This is a genomic window from Rhizobium sp. BK512 (genome assembly GCF_014194915.1).
Classification (GTDB): Bacteria; Pseudomonadota; Alphaproteobacteria; order Rhizobiales; family Rhizobiaceae; genus Rhizobium.
Window position 1 is genome coordinate 81,785 of the sequence record NZ_JACIAS010000011.1, and the last position, 23,399, is coordinate 105,183.

The 23,399-nt window shown below is 59.8% G+C and carries 21 protein-coding genes and 3 pseudogenes; 15 read left to right on the forward strand and 9 right to left on the reverse strand.

Annotated elements, in window-relative coordinates; genetic code table 11:
• Positions 1 to 232 precede the first annotated feature (232 nt).
• The 7 genes and pseudogenes from FHX06_RS31000 to FHX06_RS31025 all read left to right on the forward strand — a co-directional run bounded on the left by FHX06_RS31000 (position 233) and on the right by FHX06_RS31025 (position 5,683).
• A complete protein-coding gene (locus tag FHX06_RS31000; RefSeq protein WP_183882040.1) occupies positions 233 to 1,243 on the forward strand; it encodes an iron-siderophore ABC transporter substrate-binding protein in 1,011 nt (336 codons plus the stop codon).
• Entirely contained in the window at positions 1,240 to 2,286 is a 1,047-nt protein-coding gene (locus FHX06_RS31005) for a FecCD family ABC transporter permease (protein WP_183882042.1), read from the forward strand. Before FHX06_RS31000 ends, FHX06_RS31005 begins: the two co-directional genes overlap by 4 nt.
• A complete protein-coding gene (locus tag FHX06_RS31010; protein ID WP_183882043.1) occupies positions 2,283 to 3,323 on the forward strand; it encodes a FecCD family ABC transporter permease in 1,041 nt (346 codons plus the stop codon). Before FHX06_RS31005 ends, FHX06_RS31010 begins: the two co-directional genes overlap by 4 nt.
• Positions 3,320 to 4,144, forward strand: a complete 825-nt coding sequence (locus FHX06_RS31015) for an ABC transporter ATP-binding protein (protein WP_183882045.1) — start codon at positions 3,320 to 3,322, stop codon at positions 4,142 to 4,144. Before FHX06_RS31010 ends, FHX06_RS31015 begins: the two co-directional genes overlap by 4 nt.
• Entirely contained in the window at positions 4,141 to 5,205 is a 1,065-nt protein-coding gene (locus FHX06_RS31020; RefSeq protein WP_183882047.1) for a DUF2218 domain-containing protein, read from the forward strand. Before FHX06_RS31015 ends, FHX06_RS31020 begins: the two co-directional genes overlap by 4 nt.
• Positions 5,206 to 5,214: 9 nt before the next feature.
• Positions 5,215 to 5,379, forward strand: a pseudogene (locus FHX06_RS35765) (LysR family transcriptional regulator); the annotation flags it as partial.
• 139 nt (positions 5,380 to 5,518) lie between these two features.
• Positions 5,519 to 5,683, forward strand: coding sequence for a hypothetical protein (locus tag FHX06_RS31025; protein WP_183882049.1), 165 nt, complete (start codon positions 5,519 to 5,521; stop codon positions 5,681 to 5,683).
• A 105-nt stretch (positions 5,684 to 5,788) separates the two neighbouring features.
• Here FHX06_RS31025 and FHX06_RS31030 read toward each other — a convergent pair whose 3' ends face one another.
• Positions 5,789 to 6,670, reverse strand: a complete 882-nt coding sequence (locus tag FHX06_RS31030) for a LysR substrate-binding domain-containing protein (protein WP_113211719.1) — start codon at positions 6,668 to 6,670, stop codon at positions 5,789 to 5,791.
• 132 nt (positions 6,671 to 6,802) lie between these two features.
• On the opposite strand from FHX06_RS31030, the gene FHX06_RS31035 reads away from it, so the two are divergent.
• From FHX06_RS31035 to FHX06_RS31050, 4 genes are read left to right on the forward strand one after another with little or no spacing between them, the layout of a single operon-like run.
• Positions 6,803 to 7,756, forward strand: coding sequence for an extracellular solute-binding protein (locus FHX06_RS31035; protein WP_183882051.1), 954 nt, complete (start codon positions 6,803 to 6,805; stop codon positions 7,754 to 7,756).
• Positions 7,756 to 8,865 (forward strand): ABC transporter ATP-binding protein, encoded by a 1,110-nt coding sequence (locus tag FHX06_RS31040; protein ID WP_183882053.1) that lies wholly within the window; start codon positions 7,756 to 7,758, stop codon positions 8,863 to 8,865. Before FHX06_RS31035 ends, FHX06_RS31040 begins: the two co-directional genes overlap by 1 nt.
• Complete coding sequence (locus FHX06_RS31045) at positions 8,862 to 11,006, forward strand: ABC transporter permease (protein WP_183882055.1); 2,145 nt, start codon at positions 8,862 to 8,864, stop codon at positions 11,004 to 11,006. Before FHX06_RS31040 ends, FHX06_RS31045 begins: the two co-directional genes overlap by 4 nt.
• On the forward strand, positions 11,006 to 12,274 hold the full coding sequence (locus FHX06_RS31050; RefSeq protein WP_183882056.1) for an aminotransferase class III-fold pyridoxal phosphate-dependent enzyme: 1,269 nt from the start codon (positions 11,006 to 11,008) through the stop codon (positions 12,272 to 12,274). The genes FHX06_RS31045 and FHX06_RS31050 overlap by 1 nt, the downstream gene beginning before the upstream one ends.
• 220 nt (positions 12,275 to 12,494) lie before the next feature.
• Here FHX06_RS31050 and FHX06_RS31055 read toward each other — a convergent pair whose 3' ends face one another.
• The 4 genes from FHX06_RS31055 to FHX06_RS31075 form a co-directional block, all read right to left on the reverse strand.
• Positions 12,495 to 13,871 carry an aldehyde dehydrogenase family protein gene (locus FHX06_RS31055; RefSeq protein WP_183882058.1) on the reverse strand — a complete coding sequence of 459 codons (1,377 nt, stop codon included), beginning with the start codon at positions 13,869 to 13,871 and terminating at the stop codon, positions 12,495 to 12,497.
• A gap of 319 nt (positions 13,872 to 14,190) precedes the next feature.
• Positions 14,191 to 14,874, reverse strand: coding sequence for a type 1 glutamine amidotransferase domain-containing protein (locus tag FHX06_RS31065; RefSeq protein WP_113211725.1), 684 nt, complete (start codon positions 14,872 to 14,874; stop codon positions 14,191 to 14,193).
• 46 nt (positions 14,875 to 14,920) lie between these two features.
• Complete coding sequence (locus FHX06_RS31070; RefSeq protein ID WP_113211726.1) at positions 14,921 to 15,976, reverse strand: NAD(P)-dependent alcohol dehydrogenase; 1,056 nt, start codon at positions 15,974 to 15,976, stop codon at positions 14,921 to 14,923.
• A gap of 12 nt (positions 15,977 to 15,988) precedes the next feature.
• Complete coding sequence (locus tag FHX06_RS31075) at positions 15,989 to 16,420, reverse strand: GlcG/HbpS family heme-binding protein (protein ID WP_113211727.1); 432 nt, start codon at positions 16,418 to 16,420, stop codon at positions 15,989 to 15,991.
• A 721-nt stretch (positions 16,421 to 17,141) separates the two neighbouring features.
• On the opposite strand from FHX06_RS31075, the gene FHX06_RS31080 reads away from it, so the two are divergent.
• The 3 genes from FHX06_RS31080 to FHX06_RS31090 all read left to right on the forward strand — a co-directional run bounded on the left by FHX06_RS31080 (position 17,142) and on the right by FHX06_RS31090 (position 19,042).
• The gene (locus FHX06_RS31080) at positions 17,142 to 18,320 is read left to right on the forward strand and encodes an MFS transporter (RefSeq protein WP_113211728.1); all 1,179 of its coding nucleotides are present in this window, start codon (positions 17,142 to 17,144) and stop codon (positions 18,318 to 18,320) included.
• 128 nt (positions 18,321 to 18,448) lie between these two features.
• A complete protein-coding gene (locus FHX06_RS31085) occupies positions 18,449 to 18,658 on the forward strand; it encodes a hypothetical protein (protein WP_113211729.1) in 210 nt (69 codons plus the stop codon).
• Positions 18,659 to 18,736: 78 nt separating this feature from the next.
• Positions 18,737 to 19,042: a putative quinol monooxygenase gene (locus tag FHX06_RS31090; protein ID WP_113211730.1), complete on the forward strand. Its 306-nt coding sequence runs from the start codon at positions 18,737 to 18,739 to the stop codon at positions 19,040 to 19,042.
• Between the two features lie 5 nt (positions 19,043 to 19,047).
• On the opposite strand, the gene FHX06_RS31095 is transcribed toward FHX06_RS31090, so the two are convergent.
• The 4 genes and pseudogenes from FHX06_RS31095 to FHX06_RS35775 form a co-directional block, all read right to left on the reverse strand.
• Positions 19,048 to 21,921 (reverse strand): ATP-binding protein, encoded by a 2,874-nt coding sequence (locus tag FHX06_RS31095; RefSeq protein ID WP_162738523.1) that lies wholly within the window; start codon positions 21,919 to 21,921, stop codon positions 19,048 to 19,050.
• A gap of 54 nt (positions 21,922 to 21,975) precedes the next feature.
• The gene (locus FHX06_RS31100; protein ID WP_183882060.1) at positions 21,976 to 22,275 is read right to left on the reverse strand and encodes a hypothetical protein; all 300 of its coding nucleotides are present in this window, start codon (positions 22,273 to 22,275) and stop codon (positions 21,976 to 21,978) included.
• A 20-nt stretch (positions 22,276 to 22,295) separates the two neighbouring features.
• Positions 22,296 to 22,433 (reverse strand): annotated as a pseudogene (locus FHX06_RS35770) (TetR/AcrR family transcriptional regulator); the annotation flags it as partial.
• 8 nt (positions 22,434 to 22,441) lie between these two features.
• Positions 22,442 to 22,643 (reverse strand): annotated as a pseudogene (locus tag FHX06_RS35775) (LysR substrate-binding domain-containing protein); the annotation flags it as partial.
• A gap of 395 nt (positions 22,644 to 23,038) precedes the next feature.
• Here FHX06_RS35775 and FHX06_RS31110 point away from each other — a divergent pair.
• The gene (locus tag FHX06_RS31110; RefSeq protein ID WP_113211732.1) at positions 23,039 to 23,365 is read left to right on the forward strand and encodes a hypothetical protein; all 327 of its coding nucleotides are present in this window, start codon (positions 23,039 to 23,041) and stop codon (positions 23,363 to 23,365) included.
• The last annotated feature ends 34 nt before the right edge of the window (positions 23,366 to 23,399 follow it).

The window sequence follows — 23,399 nt, forward strand, 5'->3', positions numbered from 1 at the left end:
GCCGACGACACCGTGTGAGCAAGACTGCTCGTGGTGCGTCCTCGGTCTTGCGTGATATGCCCTAGCGCTGCTCTTAACTTGAGTGTCGCTATCCAGTATTGTAACTTTCTATCGCCTTGTACGAACCCACGGAAAAATCGCGCCTCTGTGGCTGGAACGACACTCTCTGTGTTGACGGGACAGGACTAACCTGAAACTGAAAGTCAAGTTATTGACTGGATGGGCGAGTGTGATGACGCGATTGTTATGGTCTGCAGTATGGGCGGTGTTCACTGTTTTTTCAGGCCTCGCGCCTGCAATGACGTGGGCGGCGGAGGCCGCGACCTATCCGATCACGATCAAACATGCGTTCGGAACAACCGTCATCACCAAGAAGCCTGAGCGTGTGGCAACGGTGGAGTGGGCAAACCATGAGGTGCCGCTTGCACTCGGAATCGTTCCCGTCGGCATGGCTCGGGCCAATTTTGGTGACGACGACGGCGATGGCGTGCTGCCCTGGAATACGGCAAGGCTGAAGGAACTGCATGCCGATACGCCTGTATTGTTCGACGAAGGCGACGGCATCGACTTCGAGGCGGTTGCGGCCACGAAGCCAGATGTCATCCTTGCCGCCTATTCCGGCATCAGCCAGGCCGACTACGAGACGCTGAGCCAGATCGCACCTGTTGTCGCTTACCCGGAGGCGCCATATTCGACCGACTGGCGCGAAACGATACGGCTGGACAGCGCTGGAATGGGTATGGCCGCGGAAGGCGAAGCTCTGATCGAAAAGATCGAAGGTGAGATCGCGCAAACGATTGCCGGACATCCCGAACTCAAGGGGAAATCGGCGATGTTCATCACCCATCTAAACGCAACGGATCTGAGCATCGTCAACTTTTATACGACCAACGATACGCGGGTGAAGTATTTTGCCGATCTCGGGCTGACGTCGCCAACGAGCGTCGTCAATGCCTCGCAACCCGGCAAGTTCTTTGGCTCGGTAAGCGCTGAACATGTCGATAGTTTCGACGATGTCGATATTCTCGTGACCTATGGTGGACAGAAACTCCTCGATGCGCTGGATGCCAGCCCACTCCTGTCAAAGATGCCGGCCGTCGCCAATCGCTCGCTCGTGATGCTGGGCAACAACCCGATCGGCAATGGCGCAAATCCGACGCCGCTTTCAGTATCCTGGGTGTTGAAGGATTACGTCGCCCTGCTGTCCGAGGCCGCCAAGAAGTCGGCCAGCAAGTCAAAATGAGCATTGCAGTTGTAAAGTCGGACAGCCATGGTAGCGGCGCGATCGCGCGATCCAATCGAGGACGCGGTCTCTGGCTGTCTTGCCTCCTCCTGCTGCTTGTCCTGCTTTGCGTCCTGTCGGTCACGACAGGCGCCCGCGACGTCGCATGGACGGATATCGTCGCGGCCCTGCGCGGTGAAACACAAACGATCGGGCAGGCGGCTGTGGCGCTGCGTATTCCACGGACGCTGCTTGCGGCGCTGGCCGGCGCGGCACTCGGTCTCGCCGGCGCGCTCATGCAGGGCGTCACGCGCAATCCGCTTGCCGATCCCGGCATACTCGGCGTCAACATGGGCGCCTCGCTTGCTGTGGTGATTGGCGTGGCCTGGTTCGGTATGGACTCGGCCGATGCCTACATATGGACCGCGATCCTGGGCGCGGGATCTGCGGCTCTGTTCGTCTACACCATCGGATCGCTCGGACGTGGCGGGGCAACACCACTGAAGCTCGCACTTGCGGGGGCTGCGACTTCGGTGGCTTTTTCGGCCATGGTGATCGCGGTCGTACTGCCGCGCGGCGATATTGCCGGCGGCATCCGCTCCTGGCAGATCGGCGGTGTCGGCGGCGCAACCTTTGAACGCGTTCTTCCCGTGTTGCCGTTCCTCGCCGTGGGTTTTGCGGTCAGCCTTCTGTCCGCACGCAAGCTGAATTCGCTGGCGCTTGGCGATGAACTCGCCGCCGGGCTTGGAGAAAGGGTTGCCGTGGCGCGAGCCATCGCCTCGCTGGGTGCCATCCTGTTATGCGGTGCCGTCACCGCGGTCTGCGGCCCAATCGGCTTTCTCGGACTGGTCGTCCCGCATCTGTGCCGGCTGCTGATTGGTGTCGATCACCGTTGGCTTCTGCCGTTCTCGGCGGTTGGGGGCGCTTGCCTGCTGACCCTTGCCGATATCGCCGGGCGCATCGTCGCGAGGCCCTCCGAAATCGATGTGGGCATCGTCACCGCACTCATCGGAGCACCGTTCTTCATCTGGATCCTCAGGCGCCAACGGGTGCGCGATATATGACCATCATGGCCTCCACTCTCGATTTGATCGTATCTGCCCGGCGACGTCGTTCGCGTCGCTATGCCATGGTTGTCGCAGCGCTTCTCATGATTGTCGTTGCCCTTTTCGTCCTGACACTGTCGCTTGGGCAATCCTACACACCGATTGCCGATGTCATCAGGGTCATGATGGGTGACAATGTTGCCGGTGCCAGTTTTACCGTTGGCCAGTTGCGGTTGCCGAGAGCGATAATTGCCATATTGGCCGGCCTCAGCTTCGGGCTCGGGGGCGTCGCCTTCCAGACAATGTTGCGCAATCCACTGGCGAGCCCCGATATTATCGGCATCACATCAGGAGCGAGTGCCGCCGCCGTCTTCGCCATTGTCGTCCTAGCGATGAAGGGCCCGACGGTGTCGGTGTTGGCGGTTACCACCGGTCTCGGCGTCGCGGTTTTGGTTTACGCGCTGTCGTTTCGAAACGGCGTGTCGGGAACGCGCCTGATCCTTGTCGGCATTGGCGTCTCGGCCATGCTGGAAAGCATCATCGCCTATATTCTTTCAATCGCGCCTTCCTGGACGCTGCAGGAGGCCATGCGCTGGTTGACCGGCAGTCTGAATGGTTCCCAGTTCGGCCAGGCCTTGCCATTGTTGCTGGCGCTATCCGTTTTCGCGGCGCTGTTGCTCAGCCGGGCGCGTGAGCTCGATGCATTGCGTATGGGCGATGACATGGCTGCGGCCCTCGGCGTCCGGATTTCGGCAACCCGAATACTGGTGATCATCGCTGCTGTGGGCATGATCGCCTCAGCGACAGCCGTTACCGGCCCAATAGCCTTTGTTGCCTTCCTGTCCGGTCCGATTGCCGCCCGCATCATTGGCGCCAGTGGATCGCTGCTGATCCCATCGGCGCTAATTGGCGCGATCCTTGTGCTTGGCGGAGACTATGTCGGCCAATTCCTGTTGCCGAACCGCTATCCCGTCGGTGTCGTGACCGGTGCCCTCGGCGCGCCCTACCTGATTTACCTGATCATACGCGTCAACCGCTCTGGAGGCTCGCTATGACTGCGCATACCCTCAACGCCAGCCGTATTTCGGCCGGCTATGGCGATACAGAAGTGCTTCATGGCCTCGATCTCGCCGTGCCGCCGGGTCGCATCACTGCGATCGTCGGCGCGAATGCCTGCGGAAAGTCCACTTTGCTGCGTGCTATGTCGAGGCTATTGTTTCCCCGAGAGGGCCAAGTGCTGCTCGACGGCAAATCGATCCATCGGACCGCGCCACGTCAACTGGCGCGTACGCTCGGCCTGCTGCCCCAGTCGCCGATCGCCCCCGAAGGCATTACCGTTTCCGACCTGGTCGGCCGCGGCCGGCATCCGCATCAAGGCCTGTTCTCGCGCTGGACGAAGAGCGATGATGAAGCGGTGGAAAGCGCGCTGACCGCGACCCGGACAGGCGACCTCGCTGAACGGTCGGTGGACGAACTTTCAGGCGGACAGCGCCAACGTGTGTGGATCGCCATGGCGCTTGCCCAGCAAACCGACATCCTGTTGCTGGACGAGCCTACGACCTTCCTCGACATCAGCCATCAGGTCGAAGTGCTGGACCTTCTGACCGATCTCAATCGGGAACGCGGCACAACCGTGATCATGGTGCTACATGACCTTAATCTCGCCTCGCGCTATGCGGATTACCTGGTCGCCATGCGCGACGGGCGAGTGGAGGTCAGCGGCGCGCCGGAAGAGGTCTTGACGCAGGCGACCGTCCGCCACGTTTTCGGGCTCGAAAGCGAGATCATCACCGACCCCGTCTCCGACCGGCCGATGATGCTGCCGATCGGGCGGCATCGGCTGGCTAAACACAGAAGAGAGGCGCAACGCGCATGAGCACGGTTCATGAGTTCCAGCTTTCGGGCATCGCATATCCGCGCGACCCGGCCCATATGCTCGATGAGATATGTGAACACTTCGTCGAACATGCCGAGGTACTGCGAAACGCCGACCGTGCTGTGTTGAAAAGCTCATTCGGCACGGCCAGCATTCACCTTCAGGACAAAAGACTGCTGATTGATCTGAATTGCCCGTCGGAACACAGTTTGCAGATGGTTCGCACCAGTATCGCCGAGCACCTGTTCTTCTTCGCCGGCGAGACGGCGTTTGACCTCGCATGGTCGGAGCCCGTGTCGGCTGCGCGGCTGCCGGATATGCACGAGGTCATGGTGACCGCGGTAGAGGATGTCACGCCCCATATGCGGCGGGTTAAGGTGAGCTGTGCTGACATTACTCCCTTCGTCGGTGGCGACATGCATGTCCGCGTCATCGTGCCGCCGAAGGGACGGCAGCCAGTTTGGCCCCGCTATCGCACGGATGGCCGCATTGCATGGCCTGATGGTGAGGATGAGCTTCTTGTGCGCGCTTACACGATCCGCGCCGTTGATGTTGAACGTAGGGAACTGTGGATCGACTTCTTCCAACATCCGATGCCAAACGTAACGACACCCGGTGCGGATTTTGCCCGCAATTGCCGGCCCGGCGATCGCCTTGCGCTGCTCGGACCGGGCAGCGGCAGCTTGCCGATGTCGTCTCGCATGCTGCTCGTCGGCGACGAAAGCGCTTTGCCGGCGATTGCACGCATCATCGCCGAAGTCGCTCCAGGGGCAGACATTGAGGCAATCATTGAAGTAGAAGATAGCCTCGAGGAGCAGCCCTTGCCGACCAAGGGCACTCTCAAGGTGCGTTGGTTGCATCGTAGACATTATCCCCCGGGTGCAAAGGATATTTTGGCGGATCAGGCGAAAGCCGCGATTGTCGCCTCGGCTCACAATACCTTCGTTTGGGTTGCCTGCGAAAAGGAAGGCGCCCGGTCAGTGCGCAGCCTCCTCAAGAGCCGCAAGCATGATCGAAAGTCGATGTATGTCGCCTGGTACTGGGAGCGAGATATCGCTTAAGCCGTCTAACCAAAGGCGACGCAGGATCTGCCGAACCGCGGGTCTGAGCTGAAGAAGGTGAGGGGCGTCGATTTCAAGATCGGGCTCGGTGTCGCCTGGAACCGGGAAGATCCGACAGCCGGCCGCGACGATATCATCGATATTGCCCGGTCGCTGGTGCGGCCGGGCAGGTGAGGGCCCCAAGCGATGCGTTATGTCACTCCCATGGCGAATTCGATGCGCATAATCCTGCCGGCACCCTCGAAAGCACAGGGTCACTGCAATGAACCGAAATGCTACGCTCCAATCCGGTTTCCATTCGCATGGGGGTGACATGCGGGAACGATTGGAGCTCATTCTTCAGGTTTTGAGGTCTGCCCGACCGATTGCCGAGAAGAACCCGGTGCATGGCAGAGTGGTCGAACGCATCGACGAGGCAATCCGTCAGGCCGAGAACCTGCTGAGGGCGGCGCGTTGCGGCGACCAACGAAATCACTAGTCTGGCACAGATGGCCTACGCGATGGGTAGGCCAGCCAGTCGCGGGACGAGAGTGACCGGGAGTGCCGGGCCTGTCTGATAGGAGAGCCGAACTCCGCAATCGGATCACTCCACCAATTCGTCTGTGGGGCCGTGCTGTGCTGACGAGATGAATTCCCTGACGGCGCCGAGGTCGCTGACCTCGGGATGCGCGATGAGATATTCGTTTGCCGCGACCGATGCACCGGCAATCCTCAATCCGACCAGACGCTCGTCATTGCCGAGTTCCTTATCGAGAACGATCCCGAGGCCGAGGTCATTGGCGACGGCTTCCTTGACCGCCTCCCGGCTTGCCAGCACCAATTCCGGACGGATGCGGATGTTCTTGTCGGCAAGGGCACGCTCGAAAATCTGTCGCGTCATCGAGCCTGCCTCGCGCAGGATGAAGGGCTGGTCCTGGAGTTCATCGATGCCGATCGCCTCCCGCCCACTCCATCGATGATCGACCGGCACGACGACCAGCACCTCCTGTCCCACCAGGCGATGGCAGTAGAGATCGTCGCGAGGCTCGGTCAGGGTCACGACGGCGACATCGACGCGCTGCTGGGACACGAGATCGAGCAGGGTGCCGGTATTCGACATGCGCGTATCGATATGGATGCCCGGCCTCGTCATGCGGAACCTGCGGATCAGCGGCATTGCGACATGCGGGCTGCAGAGCCCGACAGTCAGATGCCCCGTGCGCAGTTCCTTGCCACCTTCGATCCTGGCGGCGACATCTTCCAACCCCTTGATGATCTGATGGATATGCGGGAGCAGGTCGACACCATCGGGCGTCAGTTCCACGCCAGAGCCGCGCCGGTGAAACAGCCTGTTGCCGATCGCCTCTTCAAGCGCCCGCACATGCTGGGTGACCGCCGGCTGGCTGACGCTGAGCGCCTGGGCGGCGGCAGAAAAAGTGCCGTGCTGAGCGACGGCGTAGAAGGCTCGCAACTGCGCAAAATTCATATCCGATATCCATCGTCAAATAAGTGTCACTTAATTCATGCATCTTAACTATAGATCAAACTTATAGCGGCTCGGCAACTCCCGGGCATTTTGAATTTTCCACCGTCTCGCCAAAAATATTGGAGAACCGACATGAACACACTCAAATTTGCAGCGGCGGGCGCCGTCGCTCTTCTGTTTTCGGCACAGGCCGAAGCCCGCGACCTTGTCATCTACAACGCCTCTGAAAATGTCAGCAACGCGCTGACGGCCGCCTTCAGCGCCAAATATCCAGACATCAAGCTTCAGGTCGTTTCCGGATCGACCGGGCCGATCGCCGAGCGCGCCATCGCCGAAATGGGCAATCCCCAGGCCGACCTCGTCTATCTCGTCAACAGCGACGCGCTCGAGCAGCTGAAAAATGCCGGCGCCTTCGAACCCTACAAGGCTGCGGGCACCGACATCAGAGACAGTTTCCGTGATCCCGACAATTTCTATACCCGCTATTTCGCGACGACGATGTGCATGGTGGTCAATCGCGACCGTCTCGCCGAAAAGCATCTGCCAATGCCGACGACCTGGGAAGATCTGATCAAGCCGGTCTACAAGAAGGAAATCTCGCTTCCGTCGCCGATGAAGTCCGGCACGGGCGGCGCAATCCTGACGACCTTTGTCGATGCATTCGGCTGGCCTTTCGTCGAAAACCTCAACGAGAACGTCTACCAGTATTCCGACGGCGGTTCTGGCGGCGCCCAGCTTGCCGGGACGGGCGAGGTGACGATCGGCCTTTCCTACGACACGACCTGCTATGCGACGAAGTCCGCCGGGCGGCCTGTCGATATCGTCTTCGGCCGGATCACGCCGAATACCAGCGAGGGCGGCGGACTTCTCGCCGGTGCTCCGCATCCGGAAGAGGCCAAGCTCTTCCTCGATTTCATGGCTAGCAAGGATGCGGCCGAAGTCCTCGGCAAACTGGTCGGCGCTACCGCCGTGCCGGGATATGGTCTCGTCGATCTCGATCAGGTCAGCACCTGGACGATGCGCCGTCCGGTCAACATGGACGACTTCCGCAAGGAATTTTCCGCTCGCTTCCTGAATGGCGGCTGATGCTTCAGCGCGCCGATCATATTGCCAGCCAGCGACCCGTCGATAGAGGCGGGCCGCATCTGGTCGTGGAAGGTCTTGCCAAGCGCTTCGGCGGCTTTAGAGCTGTCGACCGCGTCGATCTTGAAATCGGGCTTGGCGAATTCGTCACGCTGCTTGGAGATTCCGGCTGCGGCAAGACCACACTCTTGCGCATGATCGCGGGCTTTGCCGCACCGGACGGTGGCAGGATCCTGCGCCACGGTGAGGATGTCACCTATCTCGCGCCCGCTGCGCGTCGCATGGGCTTCGTCTTCCAGTCCTATGCGCTCTTCCCGACCAAGACCGCCGAGCAGAACATTGCCTTTGCCCCCCGCATGGCCGGTCGGCCGCGCGGCGAAATCCGTAGACGGGTGAGGGAGCTCGCCGAAATAGTCGAAATCGACCGATTGCTCGACCGCTACCCGCACGAGATGTCCGGCGGCCAGCAGCAGCGCGTGGCGCTTGCCAGAGCGCTTGCCGCCGAGCCGGAAATCCTGCTCCTCGATGAACCGATGTCAGCACTCGATGCCCGTATTCGCGCTAAGCTCCGAGCCGAGCTTCGCGGTCTCGTCGATCGACTGGGGATCACGACGCTCTACGTGACCCACGATCAGGAGGAGGCGCTTGCCATGTCCGATCGGGTCGCCGTCATGCGTGCCGGGCGCATCGAACAGATCGGCACTCCGAACGAGATCTACCATCAGCCTGTCTCGCGCTTTGTTGCCGACTTCATCGGCGTGTCGAATATTCTCAATGGTATGGCTGCCAGGCGCGGTGTTGTCGTCAATGATGCTCTGTGGGATTTTGCCCTTCCGGGAAGCGTCGTTGAAGGCCAGTCCGTCACCATCATGATCCGCCCCGAGCATATGCTGCCATGTGGGTTTGATGATCCCGGTGCGGTTTGTGGCACGGTCGAAGCCGTCACCTTTCTCGGCTCCACGTTGCGCGTCGTCATTAAGTGCCCCGGCAATCTGAAGCTCATCGCCGAGCAGCCCTCGACATCGGCTTGGGCTGGTCTTCACCGCCACGCTGCAATTGCCGTCAAGCCCGATCTTGCGCAGCTCGTTCTCCTCGATCGGCCGATCTCATGAACAGACATCTATTGCGCCGTCTTCCGGCAATTGCGGCAGCCGTGACCGTCATGCTGTTGCTGCTGACCTTCATCGTAGTGCCTGTGACGCTGGTGCTCATCAAGAGCTTCGACAATTCCGGCCCCTTGCCGGCCTGGCGTCTCGCCGAGATGACACAGCACGCCATCGCCCTCTTGCCCGCTGACAAACGGCAGGCGGCAATCGACAAATGGGTGACCGACGCGACGCAAGCCGAACGTGTCAAAGCGACCGCGACCGCTTACGAGCTTGCCGGCGCCAAAGTTACCTGGCGCACGGATCAGCCCTTCGACCAGCAGCAGGCAGCGATCGAGAAGGCTTTCTCGAGCCTCTCACCGTCCGACCGGGCGGCTGTTGATGCCGCCTTTCCGGTCGCCCAGATCATGCTGCACAAGCGCATAGCGCTTGCCTTTGCCGTGCGCGACACGCTGGCGCCTTCCGAATTCGATCTTTTGCGCACCGCCAAAGCCGCGCGCTACGGGCTCGACAACTATGTCGCCGTCCTCGCCGATCCCTATCTGCGCAAGGCCGCCCTCAACAGCCTCTGGCTGGCCGCGGTTTCCGTCTTCTTCACGGTCTCGATTGCCTATGCGATCGCCTACGGGCTCAATCGCGGCGGCATCGCGCGGCCTGCCCTCACACGAACAATACTCCTACTGCCGCTGGTCGCCCCGCCGGTGCTGGTGGCGACTGCGACCACCATGCTCTTCGGTCGGCGCGGGCTCATCACCTTTACCCTGCTCGACCAGACGCTCGGCCTGACCGACGCCGACGCCTTCAATCTCTATGGACCCTTCGGCATCATCATAGCCCAGACGCTATCCTTCCTGCCAACGACGCTGATCGTTCTCGACAATGTCATGCGGCGCCAGGACGGACGGCTGGATGAGGCGGCCATGATGCTTGGCGCCGGACGGCTGGCGCTGTTTTTCAATGTCACCTTCCCGCTGAGCTGGCCGGGCCTGAAGCGGGCGATCGTGCTCGTCTTCATCCAGAGCCTGACGGATTTCGGCAATCCGATGATCCTCGGACGCGATACGCCAGTTCTTGCCGGCGTCATCTACGACCAGATCACCGGTTTCCAGAATACGCCGCTTGCGTCGGCGATCTGCCTCTGGCTGATCGTCCCGTCGCTCATCTTCTATCTGGCGCTCGAGCAGATCGGCCGACGCAAGCGCTATGTCAGCGCCGATGCGGGCACGCCAGCCGAAGTATTTCAGCCACTCCTCGTCAGGGCGGGTCTTACGGGGCTTGCGGGTATTTTCTGCCTGCTCATTCTTTCCATCTATGGCGTCGTCATTCTGGGCTCGGTGACACGTATCTGGGGCGTCGACTGGAGCTTCACGCTTGCCTATTTTACGCCGGACGGCATCGGATCCGGTCTTGCCGGCACCAATTACGGATCGGCAAGCGGCGGTCTTGAACAGGTCTGGAACAGTGTCCGGATCGCGGCTGTTGCCGCGCCGATCGGCGGCCTGCTTGCGCTTGTGATCGGTTATGTTGCTGAAAGGATGCGTGCGCCCTTCGGAGACATGATCGCCTTCCAGGCGATGATCCCGGCGATCCTTCCGGGCATCATCTTCGGCGTCGGCTATATTATCGCCTTCAACGCACCTTTCGGCATCAAGGCACTGTCGCTGTCCGGCACGCAGGCGATCCTCATCATCAACATCATGTTCGGCAATCTCTATGTCGGCGTGCTGGCTGCGCGTGCCGCTTTGCAGCGCATTGATCAGGCGGTCGACGAGGCGGCGGAGAGCTTGGGCGCTGGCATGATCAGACGCTTCTACGAGGTGACGCTGCCGATGCTGCGCATCGCAGCCCTCCTCGGCGTGCTGTACGTCTTCGTCGATGGCCTGACGACGCTGTCGTCGATCATCTTCCTCGTCAGCGGCAACGTCCAGCTTGCATCGGTTGCGATCTTCAATGCGGCGCAGGACTCCAGCTACGGCTATGCGGCCGCAAAGAGCGTCGGGCTGCTCGTCGTCTCGGTTCTGGCCATGGGCACGGTCTGGTGGATCGAGAAAAGCACGCGGCGCGCACAGGGGCTGGCAGCCGATCCTGCCGCAGACAAACGATATGGAACGCAATTGACAGTGACCGGCATGGGAGGAACCTTTTGATGGACGATCAACGTGATCACAACGGTCCTTCTGCCAATGCGGAACTCGTTGCGCGCGATGCCGATGGTTTTTTCCACCAAGAGGGATCGAGCCCGTGTCTTGCGGCGCTGAAGCGGGTTTGCGGCATCTGGATCGAGGACTTTGATGGCAGGCGCTTTATCGACCTGCATGGCAATACGACGCACCATATCGGTCACGCCAATCCGGAGCTTGTCGCTGCACTCAAGGCGCAGCTTGACACATTGCCGTTTTCACCGCGCCGCTACACGAACGAACCGGCGACGTTGCTGGCCGAACGTCTTGTCGGGCAATGGCCTGGCGGCAAGGCCAAGGTTCTGTTCGCAACCGGCGGCTCGGATGCGATCGAAATCGCCGTCAAGCTCGCCCGTGTCGCCACCGGACGCAGCGCCACCGTTTCGCTGGAAGGCTGCTATCATGGCCACGGGTTCGGCTCCTTTGGACTGTCGCGCGCCAACCCCGATCCTCGCCTTGGCAGTTTCCTGCCCGACCGGGTGCACATTCGCCCCTACTGGAGCAAGGGCGGTGCCGACGCAATGATTTCGGATTTGAGAGCCGCTCTAGACGAGACGGACGGTGGCATAGCGGCGGTGATCGCCGAACCCATGCGTTCCAATTTCCAGGTGCCGCCAGATGGTCTCTGGCCCGAGGTACGCAGACTTTGCGATGCGGCCGGCGCCAGGCTGATCTTTGACGAAATCCCCTCCGGCCTTGGCAAGACCGGCACCTTCTTTGCCTTTGAGCAGTTCGAAGCGATCCCGGACATCGTCGTGCTCGGCAAGGCGTTGGGTGGCGGCATCCTGCCGATCGCAGCGGTTATTGCGGATGCAAGCCTCGATATCGCGCCTGAGCTTTCTCTCGGACACTACACACATGAGAAGAATCCGATGACGACAAGGGCTGCCTTGACCACCGTCGACATCATCCTTCGTGATGGTCTGGCCGATCGCGCTGCCCATCTCGAACATGTGGTGCGCGCTCGTGTTGCGGACCTGGCGCTCATTGAACCATCGCTTTTGGGCGTAAGGGGCAGGGGACTTCTGCTGGCCCTGGAAATTGATCGATCGCAGTTCGACACGGATGATGGTGGGCTTGTCGACATGCTACTCGAGCACGGGGTTTCGACGACCATGAAGGGGGCCAACGCGATAGGCTTTTCGCCTCCATTGACGATCGCGGATGACGAACTGGAAATGGCTTTGCAGAAAATCGTGTCGAGCCTGCGCGGACTTCGGCTAGGCCATCTCTGATTGATGTCGCGGCGGCATCATTGATATCGGTCGGTCGCTTGTGGGATAAAGCCGGTGAGGGTGGAGGAGGCCGGCTATTGGTCGAGAATCTTGCGACTGGTGTCGAGATCGGCCCGGGAGCGGGCACGCTGTCGTGGGATAGTTCGTCCCGCGGCTTTCAATCTCTTTCTCCTTGCTTGAGATATCCAGCAGAGCGGAACGACGTGACCTCAACCCCCATTCACTGCTTGAAAACGATCATTTTCTCCGCCGTCATCTCACGGGCGGTGAAGGGAATGCCGCCGACCCCATAGCCGGATGTCTTTCGACCGCCGAATGGCATCCAATCGGTGCGGAAGGCGCTGTGGTCATTCACCATGACCGCTGAGGCGTCGAGACGTTCGGCTGCATCGAGACCGGTGGCAAGATCACGGGTGAAGATGCTGCTCTGAAATGCAACCGGCAGCGAATTCGCCTCGTGGATAGCTTCAGCGAGATCGGCAAAACCAAATATACAGGTTGCCGGGCCGAACACCTCCTCGCGTGCGACCTTCGATGTCTTTGGCGGATCGACGAGAATAGCCGGTGCCAGCGTCGTCTCGCTGAGACGTCCACCGCCGATCAGCCGCGCGCCTCTCGATGCAGCTTCTGCTATCCAGGTCGCGACCCGCTCGGCTTCAGCCGGTTCAATTAGCGGACCGACTTCGGTTTCGGCAAGCCGGGGGTCACCGACGTGCAGGCGGCCGACACGTTCGGCGAACCGCTCGACGAAACTATCCTTCAAGGATTTATGGACGTAGATCCGCTGAACCGAGACACAGACCTGACCCGCATGATAGTAGCCGCCCTTGGCAAGCGGCTCGATGATCGCGTCGATATCGGCCGTCCGGTCGATGATCACTGGCGCCACGCCGCCATGCTCGAGAGCGCAGCGTGTTCCCGGCGCCAGATTGGCGCGCAGATGCCAGCCCACCGTGGCAGAGCCGATGAAGCTCAGGAAGGCCACGCGCGGATCGCTCGCAAAAGCGCTCGACAGGCCGCGGCTCTCGGGGAGCACGGTTTGAACCCAGCCTTCCGGCATTCCTGCTTCTTGGACGAGCTTTACGAGTTCCAGGCAGGAAAGCGGCGTCGCCGCCGCAGGCTTGACTATGATCGGGCAGCCCGTGGCGATCGCCGGTGCAATCTGATGCACGATGAGGTTCAATGGGTGATTGAACGCCGAAATCGCAGCGACCACGCCGATGGGTTCCAGGATCGTCCAGGCGCGTCGCCCTTCGCTGGCTGGCGTCAGTCCCATCGGAATCTCGGCACCGCCGCGGGTGCGAAGCAGGTCGGCGGCGGTGCGTATCCCGTCGATGGCGCGGTCGGCTTCGACCAATGCGTCGCTGTAGGGTTTTCCCCCTTCACAGGCGATACGCATCGCGAAGGCTTCGCGCCGTTGGATGACGAGATCTGCAAGCCGATGCAGCACGGCCATGCGCTGATGCGGCTGCAGCCAGCCATTTCGATCCTCAAAGCGCTCGCGCGCAGCGATCAGCTTCCGTTCAACTGCCGCGGCATCGTCCGTGGGCAATTCGGCGATATGTTCGCGATCATAGGCTTGCACGACCTCAAGCATGAGACCCTCCAAACAGTTGCTATTCTTCAAGCGCGACGGCTTCGAGAATGAGCGCTGAGCGGTCCGCCAAGGCGGGAACGCTGGCGAGATAGGACTGGTAGTGCGGAGTTCTGCGATGCACTTCGGCAGCCTCGCGTCGCGATAAAGCTCGCCAAGTACGTATCGTTCAGACATCCCAGCGCAGACTGCCTTGTTCTGCTCGGCGATGTGGCGCCATGGAAAGCAGAAGCGCGCGCAATTCGTCCGCCTTGCCCTGATGGCTGGCTGTGATTTTCACGGGTGACTATGACATGTTGGTTCTCCCGTTCGGATGGGCCCTTCAGACAGGATCTGCGACCTCCCGCAGGGCCGCGAGCAGCTTCCTGCCGAGTTCGCCTGCCGAGGCGGGATTCTGGCCGGTAATAAGCCGCCCGTCGACGACAACATGTGGCTGCCAATTTTCGACCGATGAAAATTGCGCGCCCTCAGCTCTCAGCGCATCCTCGAGCTCGTAAGGCACGTCCTCGCGCGCATAATCGTATTCTTCCTTCTTGGAAAAGGATGTGATCCGTTTGCCTTGCACGAACGGCGCGCCGTCGCCAAGGTCCACGCCAAGCAGAGAACAGGGCCCGTGGCAGACGGCGCTGACGAGTTTACCGGTCGTCCAGGCGCGCACGATCGAATGCTGGACCTCCGCATTGCGCTGGATGTCGACCATAGGGCCGAGGCCGCCTGGAATGAGGATGGCATCGTAGTCAGCCGCATCCACCTCGCAGAGTTTACGGCTGCGGTTTAGACGGCGAAAGGCCTTGCTCTCGAAGAACGCCTTCTGCGCCGGGTCGTTGTCATCGTAGGCATCATACGGCGTCCATCCGCCGGCGGGTGAAGCGAATTCCACCGCAATGCCGGCGGCATCGAGTACCTCGAACGGATGCGCGATCTCTGCGAAGAAGAAACCTGTCTTGCGGCTTTTCGGACCGATCACGGCTGCGTTCGTGACGATAAACAGGACATGCTGGGTCATGATTGTCTCCTAAACACTTTGAAACTTGTTCAAGCGATCCACGCCGTCAGAATGTGACAACGGCGCGCCCAACGACCTTATTGTCTCGCATGAGATCGATGTATTCGTTGATATCGTCGAACGAGATCGTCTTGATCGTGTGCTGAATTTTGCCTTCTGCGGCGAGTGCCATGACCTCGATCAGATCGGCGTTGTTTCCCCAGAACGAGCCGTGAAAGGTCTGCTCGCCCGAGACCCGTGGAAACAACGGAACGTTGATCCGGTCACCGATGAAACCGACATCGGCGTAATGGCCGCTGATCGCGAGGCGTGAGAAGGCGAGCTGCATCATCTCGGTTGCGCCCGCGCAGTCGATTATCGCATCGAACTTATCTTGACCGGTCGCCTTCTTTAGCTCCTTTCCGACCTCTTCGGAGGACTTGCCTTCGATTGCGATGATGTGGTCGGCGCCGTATTTCTTCGCGACCTGGAGCTTTTCTTCGTTGCGCGCGACGGCAACAACAGGCCCGCCCGCTCCCAGCAGCTTGGCATACTGAACGGCATAGGCACCAAGGCCGCCGATACCGAACACGCCGATCACCTTATCCGGACCGAGCCCGCCTGCATCACGGATCTTCTTGAGCCCACGATAAGGGGTCAGCCCGGCGTCGGTGAGGGGGGCAAGCTGTTCAAACTTGAGGTGTTTGGCGACCTTGATCGCGTAACGGGCCGGCACCGGAATATATTCGGCAAAGCCGCCATAAGCACCAAAGCCGGGCCAGCGGACATTGGGGCAGATATGGGTGTTGCCGACTTGGCAATGCTTGCAGACGCCATCACCCCACCCAGGTGACACAACAACATGGTCACCTTCCTCCAGTCCCGCAGCCTTGGCTACGACGCCTCCGATCTTTTCGACTGTCCCTGTAATCTCGTGACCAGGAATGACGGGGGGCGGAATATCGCCATAGCCCTGGAAGAAGCCATCAATCAGCAGCACGTCCGAGCGGCACATGCCGCAAGCGGCGACCTTCACGAGAACCTCGTCAGGCTGAATGTCCGGAACCTTAACGTCCTCAAGGGTGAGGGGCTTTTTGTATTCGAGAATGCGCGCAGCTTTCATCACTGGCCTCCTTCAGGCTTTTGGATTTCTTGTGATCGCAGCGACGGCCGCCTCGGCGACCGCGATGTCCTGTTCGACCGAACCGGCGCTGGTGCCGACGGCGCCGACGATCTGGTCCTCGACAGTCACGGGCAGGCCTCCACCGAAAATCACGACATTGCCGGCATTGCTCTGCTCTATCCCGAACAGAGGAGCTCCAGGCTGCGCCAGTTCAGCGAGATATTCGGTCGTCTTGTTGAACAGCCGCGCGGTCTTCGCCTTACCGATGGCAAGATCGATACTCCCTTCGAGCGCGCCGTCCTGGCGCACGAAACTAATCAGTGCGCCGCCCACGTCGACTATGGCGATATTGTAAGGGATGCCGAGCTCTGCCGCCTTTGCCTCGCCCGCCTCAAGCATTTGCTTGGCGTCCGACAATGTGAGTGTGCTCAGCGCGCGGGGCATAGTGGGTTCCTCGATCACCTCGGGCTCAGGCACAACCAGCCATGGCCAACAACGACCACTGGAAGCTTGAACCTGTTGAATAAGGGCAATCCTACGCGAGCACTGAATGAACTCGATCACGCGATCAGCCCGCTACTTTGATATCACCGCAGTACCGACATGGCCGGTTAAAAAAGGTTAATCTGTCACGGTAAGGCGATATGAACAGAACCCGGTTTTAGTTCCATTCAATGGCTGTCCTCGTTAAGGCACGGACCCGCGCAGCGCCGTCAACCCCGTAACCGCTCCGGCTTAGAGCATGTTGATGCGGTTGAATTTCAACAAGTGGGTCTTTGACCTCGATCCGCGCAAGAGCAATGTCATCTGACGCCCAGACCGCGTCCATTGCGATACACAAGCGCATCAATGAATGGCGGCTACGCGCCCTCAATTGCTTCATGTGTTCGGTCGTGGCAAGATTCTGACACCAGACAGGCGGGGAACAACGTTGCCTTGCAGTGGGTCGCGCTCGCAACAGTGTATTCACAAGTGTCTAAGATGCTCGCGACTGTTGCATCGGCGAAACACCGCGACACGATTGCGGATCGTGCCTCTCTACATCCATGGCTTTGGCGAATATCGCCTCCATAAATAGGGGATCCAATTGGACGGGACGGACATTGGCGAGTTCAGGGCCGGATGGCGGGTCGTGCTAGCCGGCTTGCTAGGTACCACTCTCGGAATGCCGGCCATCCCATTTTACACCATTGGCATCTTCGCGCCGATTTTCGTGGCACAATTCGGGTGGTCTTTCGCCACCATTTTTGGCGGCCTATCGCTGCTGGCGGGTGCCGTTCTGATCGTCGGTCCATTTTTCGCAGCGCTTATCGATAAGTTCGGACCGCGCATTGTGGCGTCGATCTCTCTGTCGTGTTTGGGCTTGAGCTATATGTCGCTCGCCGCATCGAACGGCTCAATCCAGCAATACTATATCTCATGGCTGGCTATCGCGATCTCCGGGCTGGGCGCGACGCCCGTCGTCTTTACCAGAGTGATCAACGGCGCGTTCGAAAGGCACCGAGGACTGGCGCTTGGAATCGCGCTTTCCGGCGCAGGCCTGTTTGCCTTCGCGGTGAAACCGCTCGCTCAGCTCCTGATCGAAACCGCTGGATGGCGCGTCGCGATCCTTGTGATCGGTGCAATGCCCATGGTCATCGCGTGCCCCTTGGTCCTCTGGGGCTTTGCGGGGTTGCAGACTGGGACCCCAGGCATTTCTCGGACGATGACCGAGAGGCAAGAGGGCATGTCCGCCAGAGAGGCTTTCCGCTCCCGCCAATTTTGGCTCCTGGCAATCGTCTTTATCCCGATGTCGCTCGCCATCGCCGCGCCGCTCCCCAATATCGAGAATATACTTCGCTCGCTGGACCTGTCACCCCGCGAAGTCGTCCAACTCGCCTCGCTCGTCGGTATCGCCGCCGTGGCCGGCCGCCTGCTTGGCGGCGTTCTGGCCGATCGCTTCTGGGCGCCCGCCATCTGTGCGGTAATATTGATGATGGGCGCGCTCTCCTGCCTCATCCTTTCAGGTGGTCAGGTGAGTTTTTCCGTGGCCGGCGTTGCAATCGTGCTGCTCGGACTGACCTCAGGAATGGAATTCGACCTGATGTCCTATCTCGTTGCCCGCTACCTTGGGATGCGCAGCTATGCCGTGACCTATGCCACGCTGTATGGCATCTTCGTGGTGGGCGCTTTTGTAGGACCCAGCCTGTTCGGTTATGTTTTTGACAGGACGGGCACCTATTCAGGGATCCTCGAAGCGTGCGCACTCCTGCTAGTGGGTGGCGCAGCAGCGGTTCTTTTCCTCGGACCCTATCCAACCCATCGAAAATCGGACAGCTATGTGAAGTCGAGTGACCGACTTTGACTGTCGGGGCGTAGGGCTGTCTTAACCTCTTTTAACCAACCCTCGCAGCGTCTCCGCGATATCCTCCTCGAAGTTGCGGGATCGTTCATCGATCCGCCATTTGTCGCAAAACACCGGGAGGGTCTTCTATGAGCAAGGGAAAAGTGCTGGTGATGGGCTCCAATGCCACGCGCATCGGGCCTGGAAGCCGTACAGACTCCGATCACCAAGGTGGCGTGAAAGCCAAGCCATCCCATTTCATGGTCACCACGAAAGACAAGCTGATCCCACCGACCTTCCAGCGGGCATTCGCAAAGCGGGCCAAAACCACAATCACAGAAATCGCGGTCATACGGTGATGCTCTCCCATCCAAATGAGGTCGCCGCTTTCATAGGAACCGTCGCTGGCGCCAAATAGCAAACTGAAAGGAACGATCATGAGTCACATCAAGGTCATGGCGACTTTGTTGGCCCGGCCCGGCAAGACGGAGGAGCTTGAAGCATTGCTCTTCAGCATGGCCCCCGCCTGCAGGGGGGAGCCGGGAAACCTAAGATGGGATGTATGGCGAGACCAGGCGAAAGCGGACCGCTTTGCGTTGGACGAACTCTATGTGGACAACGCGGCAGTGGCAGCGCACCGAGAGACGCCCCATTACAGGAACTACCTGTCGAAGATCAACGATCTCGCGGAGCGAACTGCTTTTGTCCTTGAGCCCGCGCTGGTCGCAAACAAGAACGGCTAAGGCATTCAAATTGCGTCGGAAGCCCGCTGACGAAGGCTCTCGAGCAGGTGACGGGCTTTGGCGATATTGGCGCAGGGAGATACATCATCGAATGCATCGCAGATGGGCGACAGCAATTCCGCAGCTGGCCCGCGCCGGTCGGTCTGGCCCCAGAGTTCTGCTAGCGCCGTCGTTGCCCGAAGCCGGAAAAAGAGCGCGCCACTTTCCGTCGCGGTTTCCGTGGCCAGCGATAGCGTTTCTGAGGCGCCGGGCAGATCACCGTCCAGCCAACGCAGCAGCCCGCGGACGCGCAGCAGTTCTGGCTGAGACCAGTACTCTCCTTGCCGGTCGGCGCGCTCGAAGGCGGCGCTTAGGCTGTCACGAGCGAGCGCAACCTGCTTGTGATGTATTGATGCTTCAGCCAGCATCGCGAGATAGAATGGCACCCGGACGACAAAGTTGTTGGTGATGAGTTGCTCTATCGCAGAGCTCATCATGCCGATGCCGTTGACATCGCCGTCTATGCTCATGACGGCGCCCTCATAGAAATGACAGACGGGGCGCCAGATGGGAATGTCTCGCAAGCTAAGGTTACGGGCTAATGTTGCAACATGGTTGCGGGACGTTTCAGTGTCCCCGGACCAAAGCGCGATTGGCAGAGCCGCCTGGGCAAGGGCATTGGAATGTGAAACCAAATGATCGAGTGCCACACTGTGGTCTAGCGCCTCTCGGAGCGCAGCCGCCGCCTCTCCGCGCGCGCCGGCGACCCAGGCCGCCGTTGCCAACGCGACCCGGATCGATACGAAACGGTCCATTTGGAATCGGGCAACGCCGGAGTGCTTTGCGGAGAGCGCATGTTCGTGCATGAGCCTGTTCAGGCCATCATGCGCACGTCGGACATTGCCACAGTAAAAGACGGCTGTAAGTCTCACCCGCTCTCCTTCCGCAACGACAGGCCGTTCATTCTCGTGATCAGCGAGTTGTGCGAACTGCTCTAACGTCGCGATGGCCTTTTTGTGCCTCCCGGTGAAACTTTGCAGGATCCCAAGGCCCCACAAGGTGCGAAACTGGAAGTCCACATTGCCAATTTCGCGGGCGAGCCGGTTGGCGTCCGTCCATGCGGCATCTGCATCGGGCCCGAAGTGGTTGGAAAAATTGAGGCCGGACGCGAAGGATGCGATCAGCTTCATTTTGACGGCAGGATCACAGCGAGACAGGGCTTGAACCGACTGCAATGCCCGTTCGACACGTCGCCGGCTTTCAGCAACCGTCGATAATTCGTCCCAGAGCGGAACTGCGGCGCTGGTGAGACGAATACCCACCTCGGCAATCGCGCCATCGCCAAACGCCCAATCGATGGCCTTCCGCAAGTCATTCATTCGCGGTTCGTAGGAAGCAGTCCATTCGCTCCTCGGTCGCCATTGCCACTCGGCCTCGGCTTTCTCCATCAGACGGAGGAGGTAACGCGCATGGCAGGATTGCGCGTCGGAATGCTCTCCGTTTTTTTCCAGCAGCGCGAACGCGAAGCTGCGCGTACTGTCGAGAAGGCGATAGATGGGTGCACCATCTTCGTGGGTGACTGATAAAAGCGATTTCGATGCAAGGCTTGTCACCCACTCCGTTATCTCCTCCGCGGTTCTGCCAAAATGACTGGTGACGCCGTAGGCATCGGAGACGGAGAAACTGCCAGAGAAAACCGATAGAATCCGCAGGATCCTGGCCTCGTCGATGGAAAGAAGCTGGTAGCTCCAACCAAGAGTCGCGAAGAGGGTCTCATGTCGGGTCGCATTTCGACCAGATCCGGCATTGAGAGGTTCGAAACTGTGTTCAAGCAGTTCGAGCAAGGCTGCCGGCTTCAAGGCCTGGAGCCGCGATGCCGCCAGTTCGATCGCAAGCGCTATTCCGTCGACACGTCGGCAGATGGCCGTCACGAAAGGCGCGTCTGCATCATCAAGACGATAGCCGCAGACCTCACTTGCTCGCCTGGCGAAAAGATCCATGGCTGGAAAAGCCATGGCGTCTGTCCAGCTTTTTCCGTGTTGATCGTCCGGATAAGCGAGCGGGGACAAGCGAAAGATTGTTTCCGATCGCGATCGGAGTGGTTCGCGGCTTGTCGCGAGAATGCGCAACCCGGGAATTGCCATCGTTAGATGTTCTGCAATGGCGGAAGTGTTGCTGAGGACGTGCTCGCAGTTGTCAAGCACGAGCAATAGTTCGCGACCGTGCAGCGCCTCGACGATACCGGCGAGGATATTTGTCCATTTGCTGCTGACGCCAAGCGACGCCGCTATCGTCGCTTCAGTGAGCTGGGGGTCGCCGATAACCGTGAGATCGACAAAGCAGACGCCGTCCCGATAGCGCGCTGTAAGCTCTTTTGCCAAAGCTATGGCCACGGTCGTCTTGCCGACCCCGGCCGACCCAACAACGCTCACGAACCGACGCTCCAGAAACTTCGCGGCGAGATCGGCAATGATGTCATCTCTGCCAACGACGCCTGCGAGATCTGGCAGCTTGCGGAAGGCAGCTTCGGCAGACAGAGATGGCAATCGTGGCCCGTTTCCGCCATAAACGCGCAACGGCGAGATGAAGCGGTAACCGCGTCCGTTCACGGTTGCGATGAATGATATTCCTGGCGCCGTCCGCGCAAAGATACGCCGCAGGGCGGCAATATTGACCTTCAGGTTGCTTTCGTGAACGAAGGTGTCCGGCCAAGCGCGCGTTATCAACTCTTCTTTGCTGACGACTTCACCCGCGCGAACGACGAGTATGTGTAGCAGATCGAGAGCCCGCGCTCCCACCCGCAAGGGATTGTCGGCAAGCATCAGCCGCTGCTGCGCTGGGATGAATCGATAATCGCCGAAACAGTATGTATTGCCGTCTAGTTTGCTGGCCCGTTCCATGCTCGCGTATGACTCCGGAATAGCGTACATCGGCGCCCGCCCTGCTGCCTCTCCTCAAGAGCAATACAGCCGGCTGATCAGCGTTGACGCGTTGCAGAATTCAACCACCGTTTCTCGGGCGGCGAAATTGCCCGAACCATCTTCAATGACCGTCGCCAAAATCACAACCTCGTCGGAATATTTTCTATCGCCGATTTGCGCGGCGCACGGTCTTTGGATATTCTCTGGTGGAGGATGTTGGCTGAGCCGCTGGCCGAAGAGGTCTGCGAAGCGGGCCGCCGGGCCGCGTTTTACAACATACGCCGTTTGAAAAGTAGCGCGACGCCGGTTCGATCCCTCAGCAAGAGCAGTCAACGTATCTTAAGGGCCGCCCGTTAGATGCCGCGCTTCCCCGGCCACGCGGCGAGGGAAAGGTCGATCATCCGTTTCAAAAGGGCATTGCAGGCTCCGTCGCAGGCTTGTGCGGACATGCCCTGGATGATCGCACCATAGAAGCGCGCGAGTGTGTCCGTATAGGCTAATCCTCGGCGATGTAGACGCGGTATTGGAGCCTGAAGAGCCGCCGCTGGACGACATCGGCAGTGTTGAACGGAACGATGCGAAAGGCGACGTCGGCCTCTCGCTGGGCGAGATTGAACAGGCGCGTGCCCGTCAGGATCTCGACGTCGATATTGGGGGTAGGCGTTGGAAAAATCCGCCAGGATGGGAGGCAGCATGTAGGCCCTCCGCCTGCTTCAGAACGAAAGCGATCTGCGCTTCTGAAAACTTCGAGGCCTTCATCGAATTCTCCTCTTCTTCCCAACAGGGATCATAAGTGGAAAATCCCAGTTCCAAATGGCCTAATTTAACGGGGGCACGTCAAGTGATGTTTTGGATATTGCCGCCGGCGGCCCGATCTTCTCCAAAGGTTCACCAGCTAAATCATTCTACCGGGTCGAGAGGGGGGCGGGTGCGTACCTATCGCCTTGCTCCCCCTCTTTGGAGGGTGGACGCAAGTCGCATATACATAGAGTGTAGCTCACCGGGGGCTGATCGATCCAGGCAATCCGGCATCACACCTCGTACCTCCGAAGCGGCCGATGATGGCTTGTGACAGCGTGCGAAAGGCAAGAGTGGGATGAAAATGCTTACACCTGCCACAAGTCGCTTGGAGCGACATTCCGCCCCGATGGACTCCCTCGATGTCGTACACGACCCAGATGCGGATCCAGACCACCGCGACACCGACCAGACCCATTTGTCGCTTCCAAGCGGATTGACGAACGAGGTCCACGAGATCAATCTACTTATAGGAGCAATGCTGATCGGTATGCATGCAAACTACCGATGGATTAACCGTCGTTTGCCCGACTTCGAAGCCGCGAAGAGAACGACAACACGGCTGACGAGGCAGGTTGTCGAGCTTCAGGCCTTGATTGCCCGGATGGAACATGCGGATAAGTAGAATGCGCTTCAATCGGTGGGGGTGGTCGGGAGCT

Coding starts and splice junctions, on each gene's coding strand:
- FHX06_RS31000 (WP_183882040.1), top strand. CDS start 233: ATGACGCGATTGTTATGGTCTGCAGTATGGGCGGTGTTCACTGTTTTT.
- FHX06_RS31005 (WP_183882042.1), top strand. CDS start 1,240: ATGAGCATTGCAGTTGTAAAGTCGGACAGCCATGGTAGCGGCGCGATC.
- FHX06_RS31010 (WP_183882043.1), top strand. CDS start 2,283: ATGACCATCATGGCCTCCACTCTCGATTTGATCGTATCTGCCCGGCGA.
- FHX06_RS31015 (WP_183882045.1), top strand. CDS start 3,320: ATGACTGCGCATACCCTCAACGCCAGCCGTATTTCGGCCGGCTATGGC.
- FHX06_RS31020 (WP_183882047.1), top strand. CDS start 4,141: ATGAGCACGGTTCATGAGTTCCAGCTTTCGGGCATCGCATATCCGCGC.
- FHX06_RS31025 (WP_183882049.1), top strand. CDS start 5,519: ATGCGGGAACGATTGGAGCTCATTCTTCAGGTTTTGAGGTCTGCCCGA.
- FHX06_RS31030 (WP_113211719.1), bottom strand. CDS start 6,670: ATGAATTTTGCGCAGTTGCGAGCCTTCTACGCCGTCGCTCAGCACGGC.
- FHX06_RS31035 (WP_183882051.1), top strand. CDS start 6,803: ATGAACACACTCAAATTTGCAGCGGCGGGCGCCGTCGCTCTTCTGTTT.
- FHX06_RS31040 (WP_183882053.1), top strand. CDS start 7,756: ATGCTTCAGCGCGCCGATCATATTGCCAGCCAGCGACCCGTCGATAGA.
- FHX06_RS31045 (WP_183882055.1), top strand. CDS start 8,862: ATGAACAGACATCTATTGCGCCGTCTTCCGGCAATTGCGGCAGCCGTG.
- FHX06_RS31050 (WP_183882056.1), top strand. CDS start 11,006: ATGGACGATCAACGTGATCACAACGGTCCTTCTGCCAATGCGGAACTC.
- FHX06_RS31055 (WP_183882058.1), bottom strand. CDS start 13,871: ATGCTTGAGGTCGTGCAAGCCTATGATCGCGAACATATCGCCGAATTG.
- FHX06_RS31065 (WP_113211725.1), bottom strand. CDS start 14,874: ATGACCCAGCATGTCCTGTTTATCGTCACGAACGCAGCCGTGATCGGT.
- FHX06_RS31070 (WP_113211726.1), bottom strand. CDS start 15,976: ATGAAAGCTGCGCGCATTCTCGAATACAAAAAGCCCCTCACCCTTGAG.
- FHX06_RS31075 (WP_113211727.1), bottom strand. CDS start 16,420: ATGCCCCGCGCGCTGAGCACACTCACATTGTCGGACGCCAAGCAAATG.
- FHX06_RS31080 (WP_113211728.1), top strand. CDS start 17,142: ATGCCGGCCATCCCATTTTACACCATTGGCATCTTCGCGCCGATTTTC.
- FHX06_RS31085 (WP_113211729.1), top strand. CDS start 18,449: ATGAGCAAGGGAAAAGTGCTGGTGATGGGCTCCAATGCCACGCGCATC.
- FHX06_RS31090 (WP_113211730.1), top strand. CDS start 18,737: ATGAGTCACATCAAGGTCATGGCGACTTTGTTGGCCCGGCCCGGCAAG.
- FHX06_RS31095 (WP_162738523.1), bottom strand. CDS start 21,921: ATGGAACGGGCCAGCAAACTAGACGGCAATACATACTGTTTCGGCGAT.
- FHX06_RS31110 (WP_113211732.1), top strand. CDS start 23,039: ATGAAAATGCTTACACCTGCCACAAGTCGCTTGGAGCGACATTCCGCC.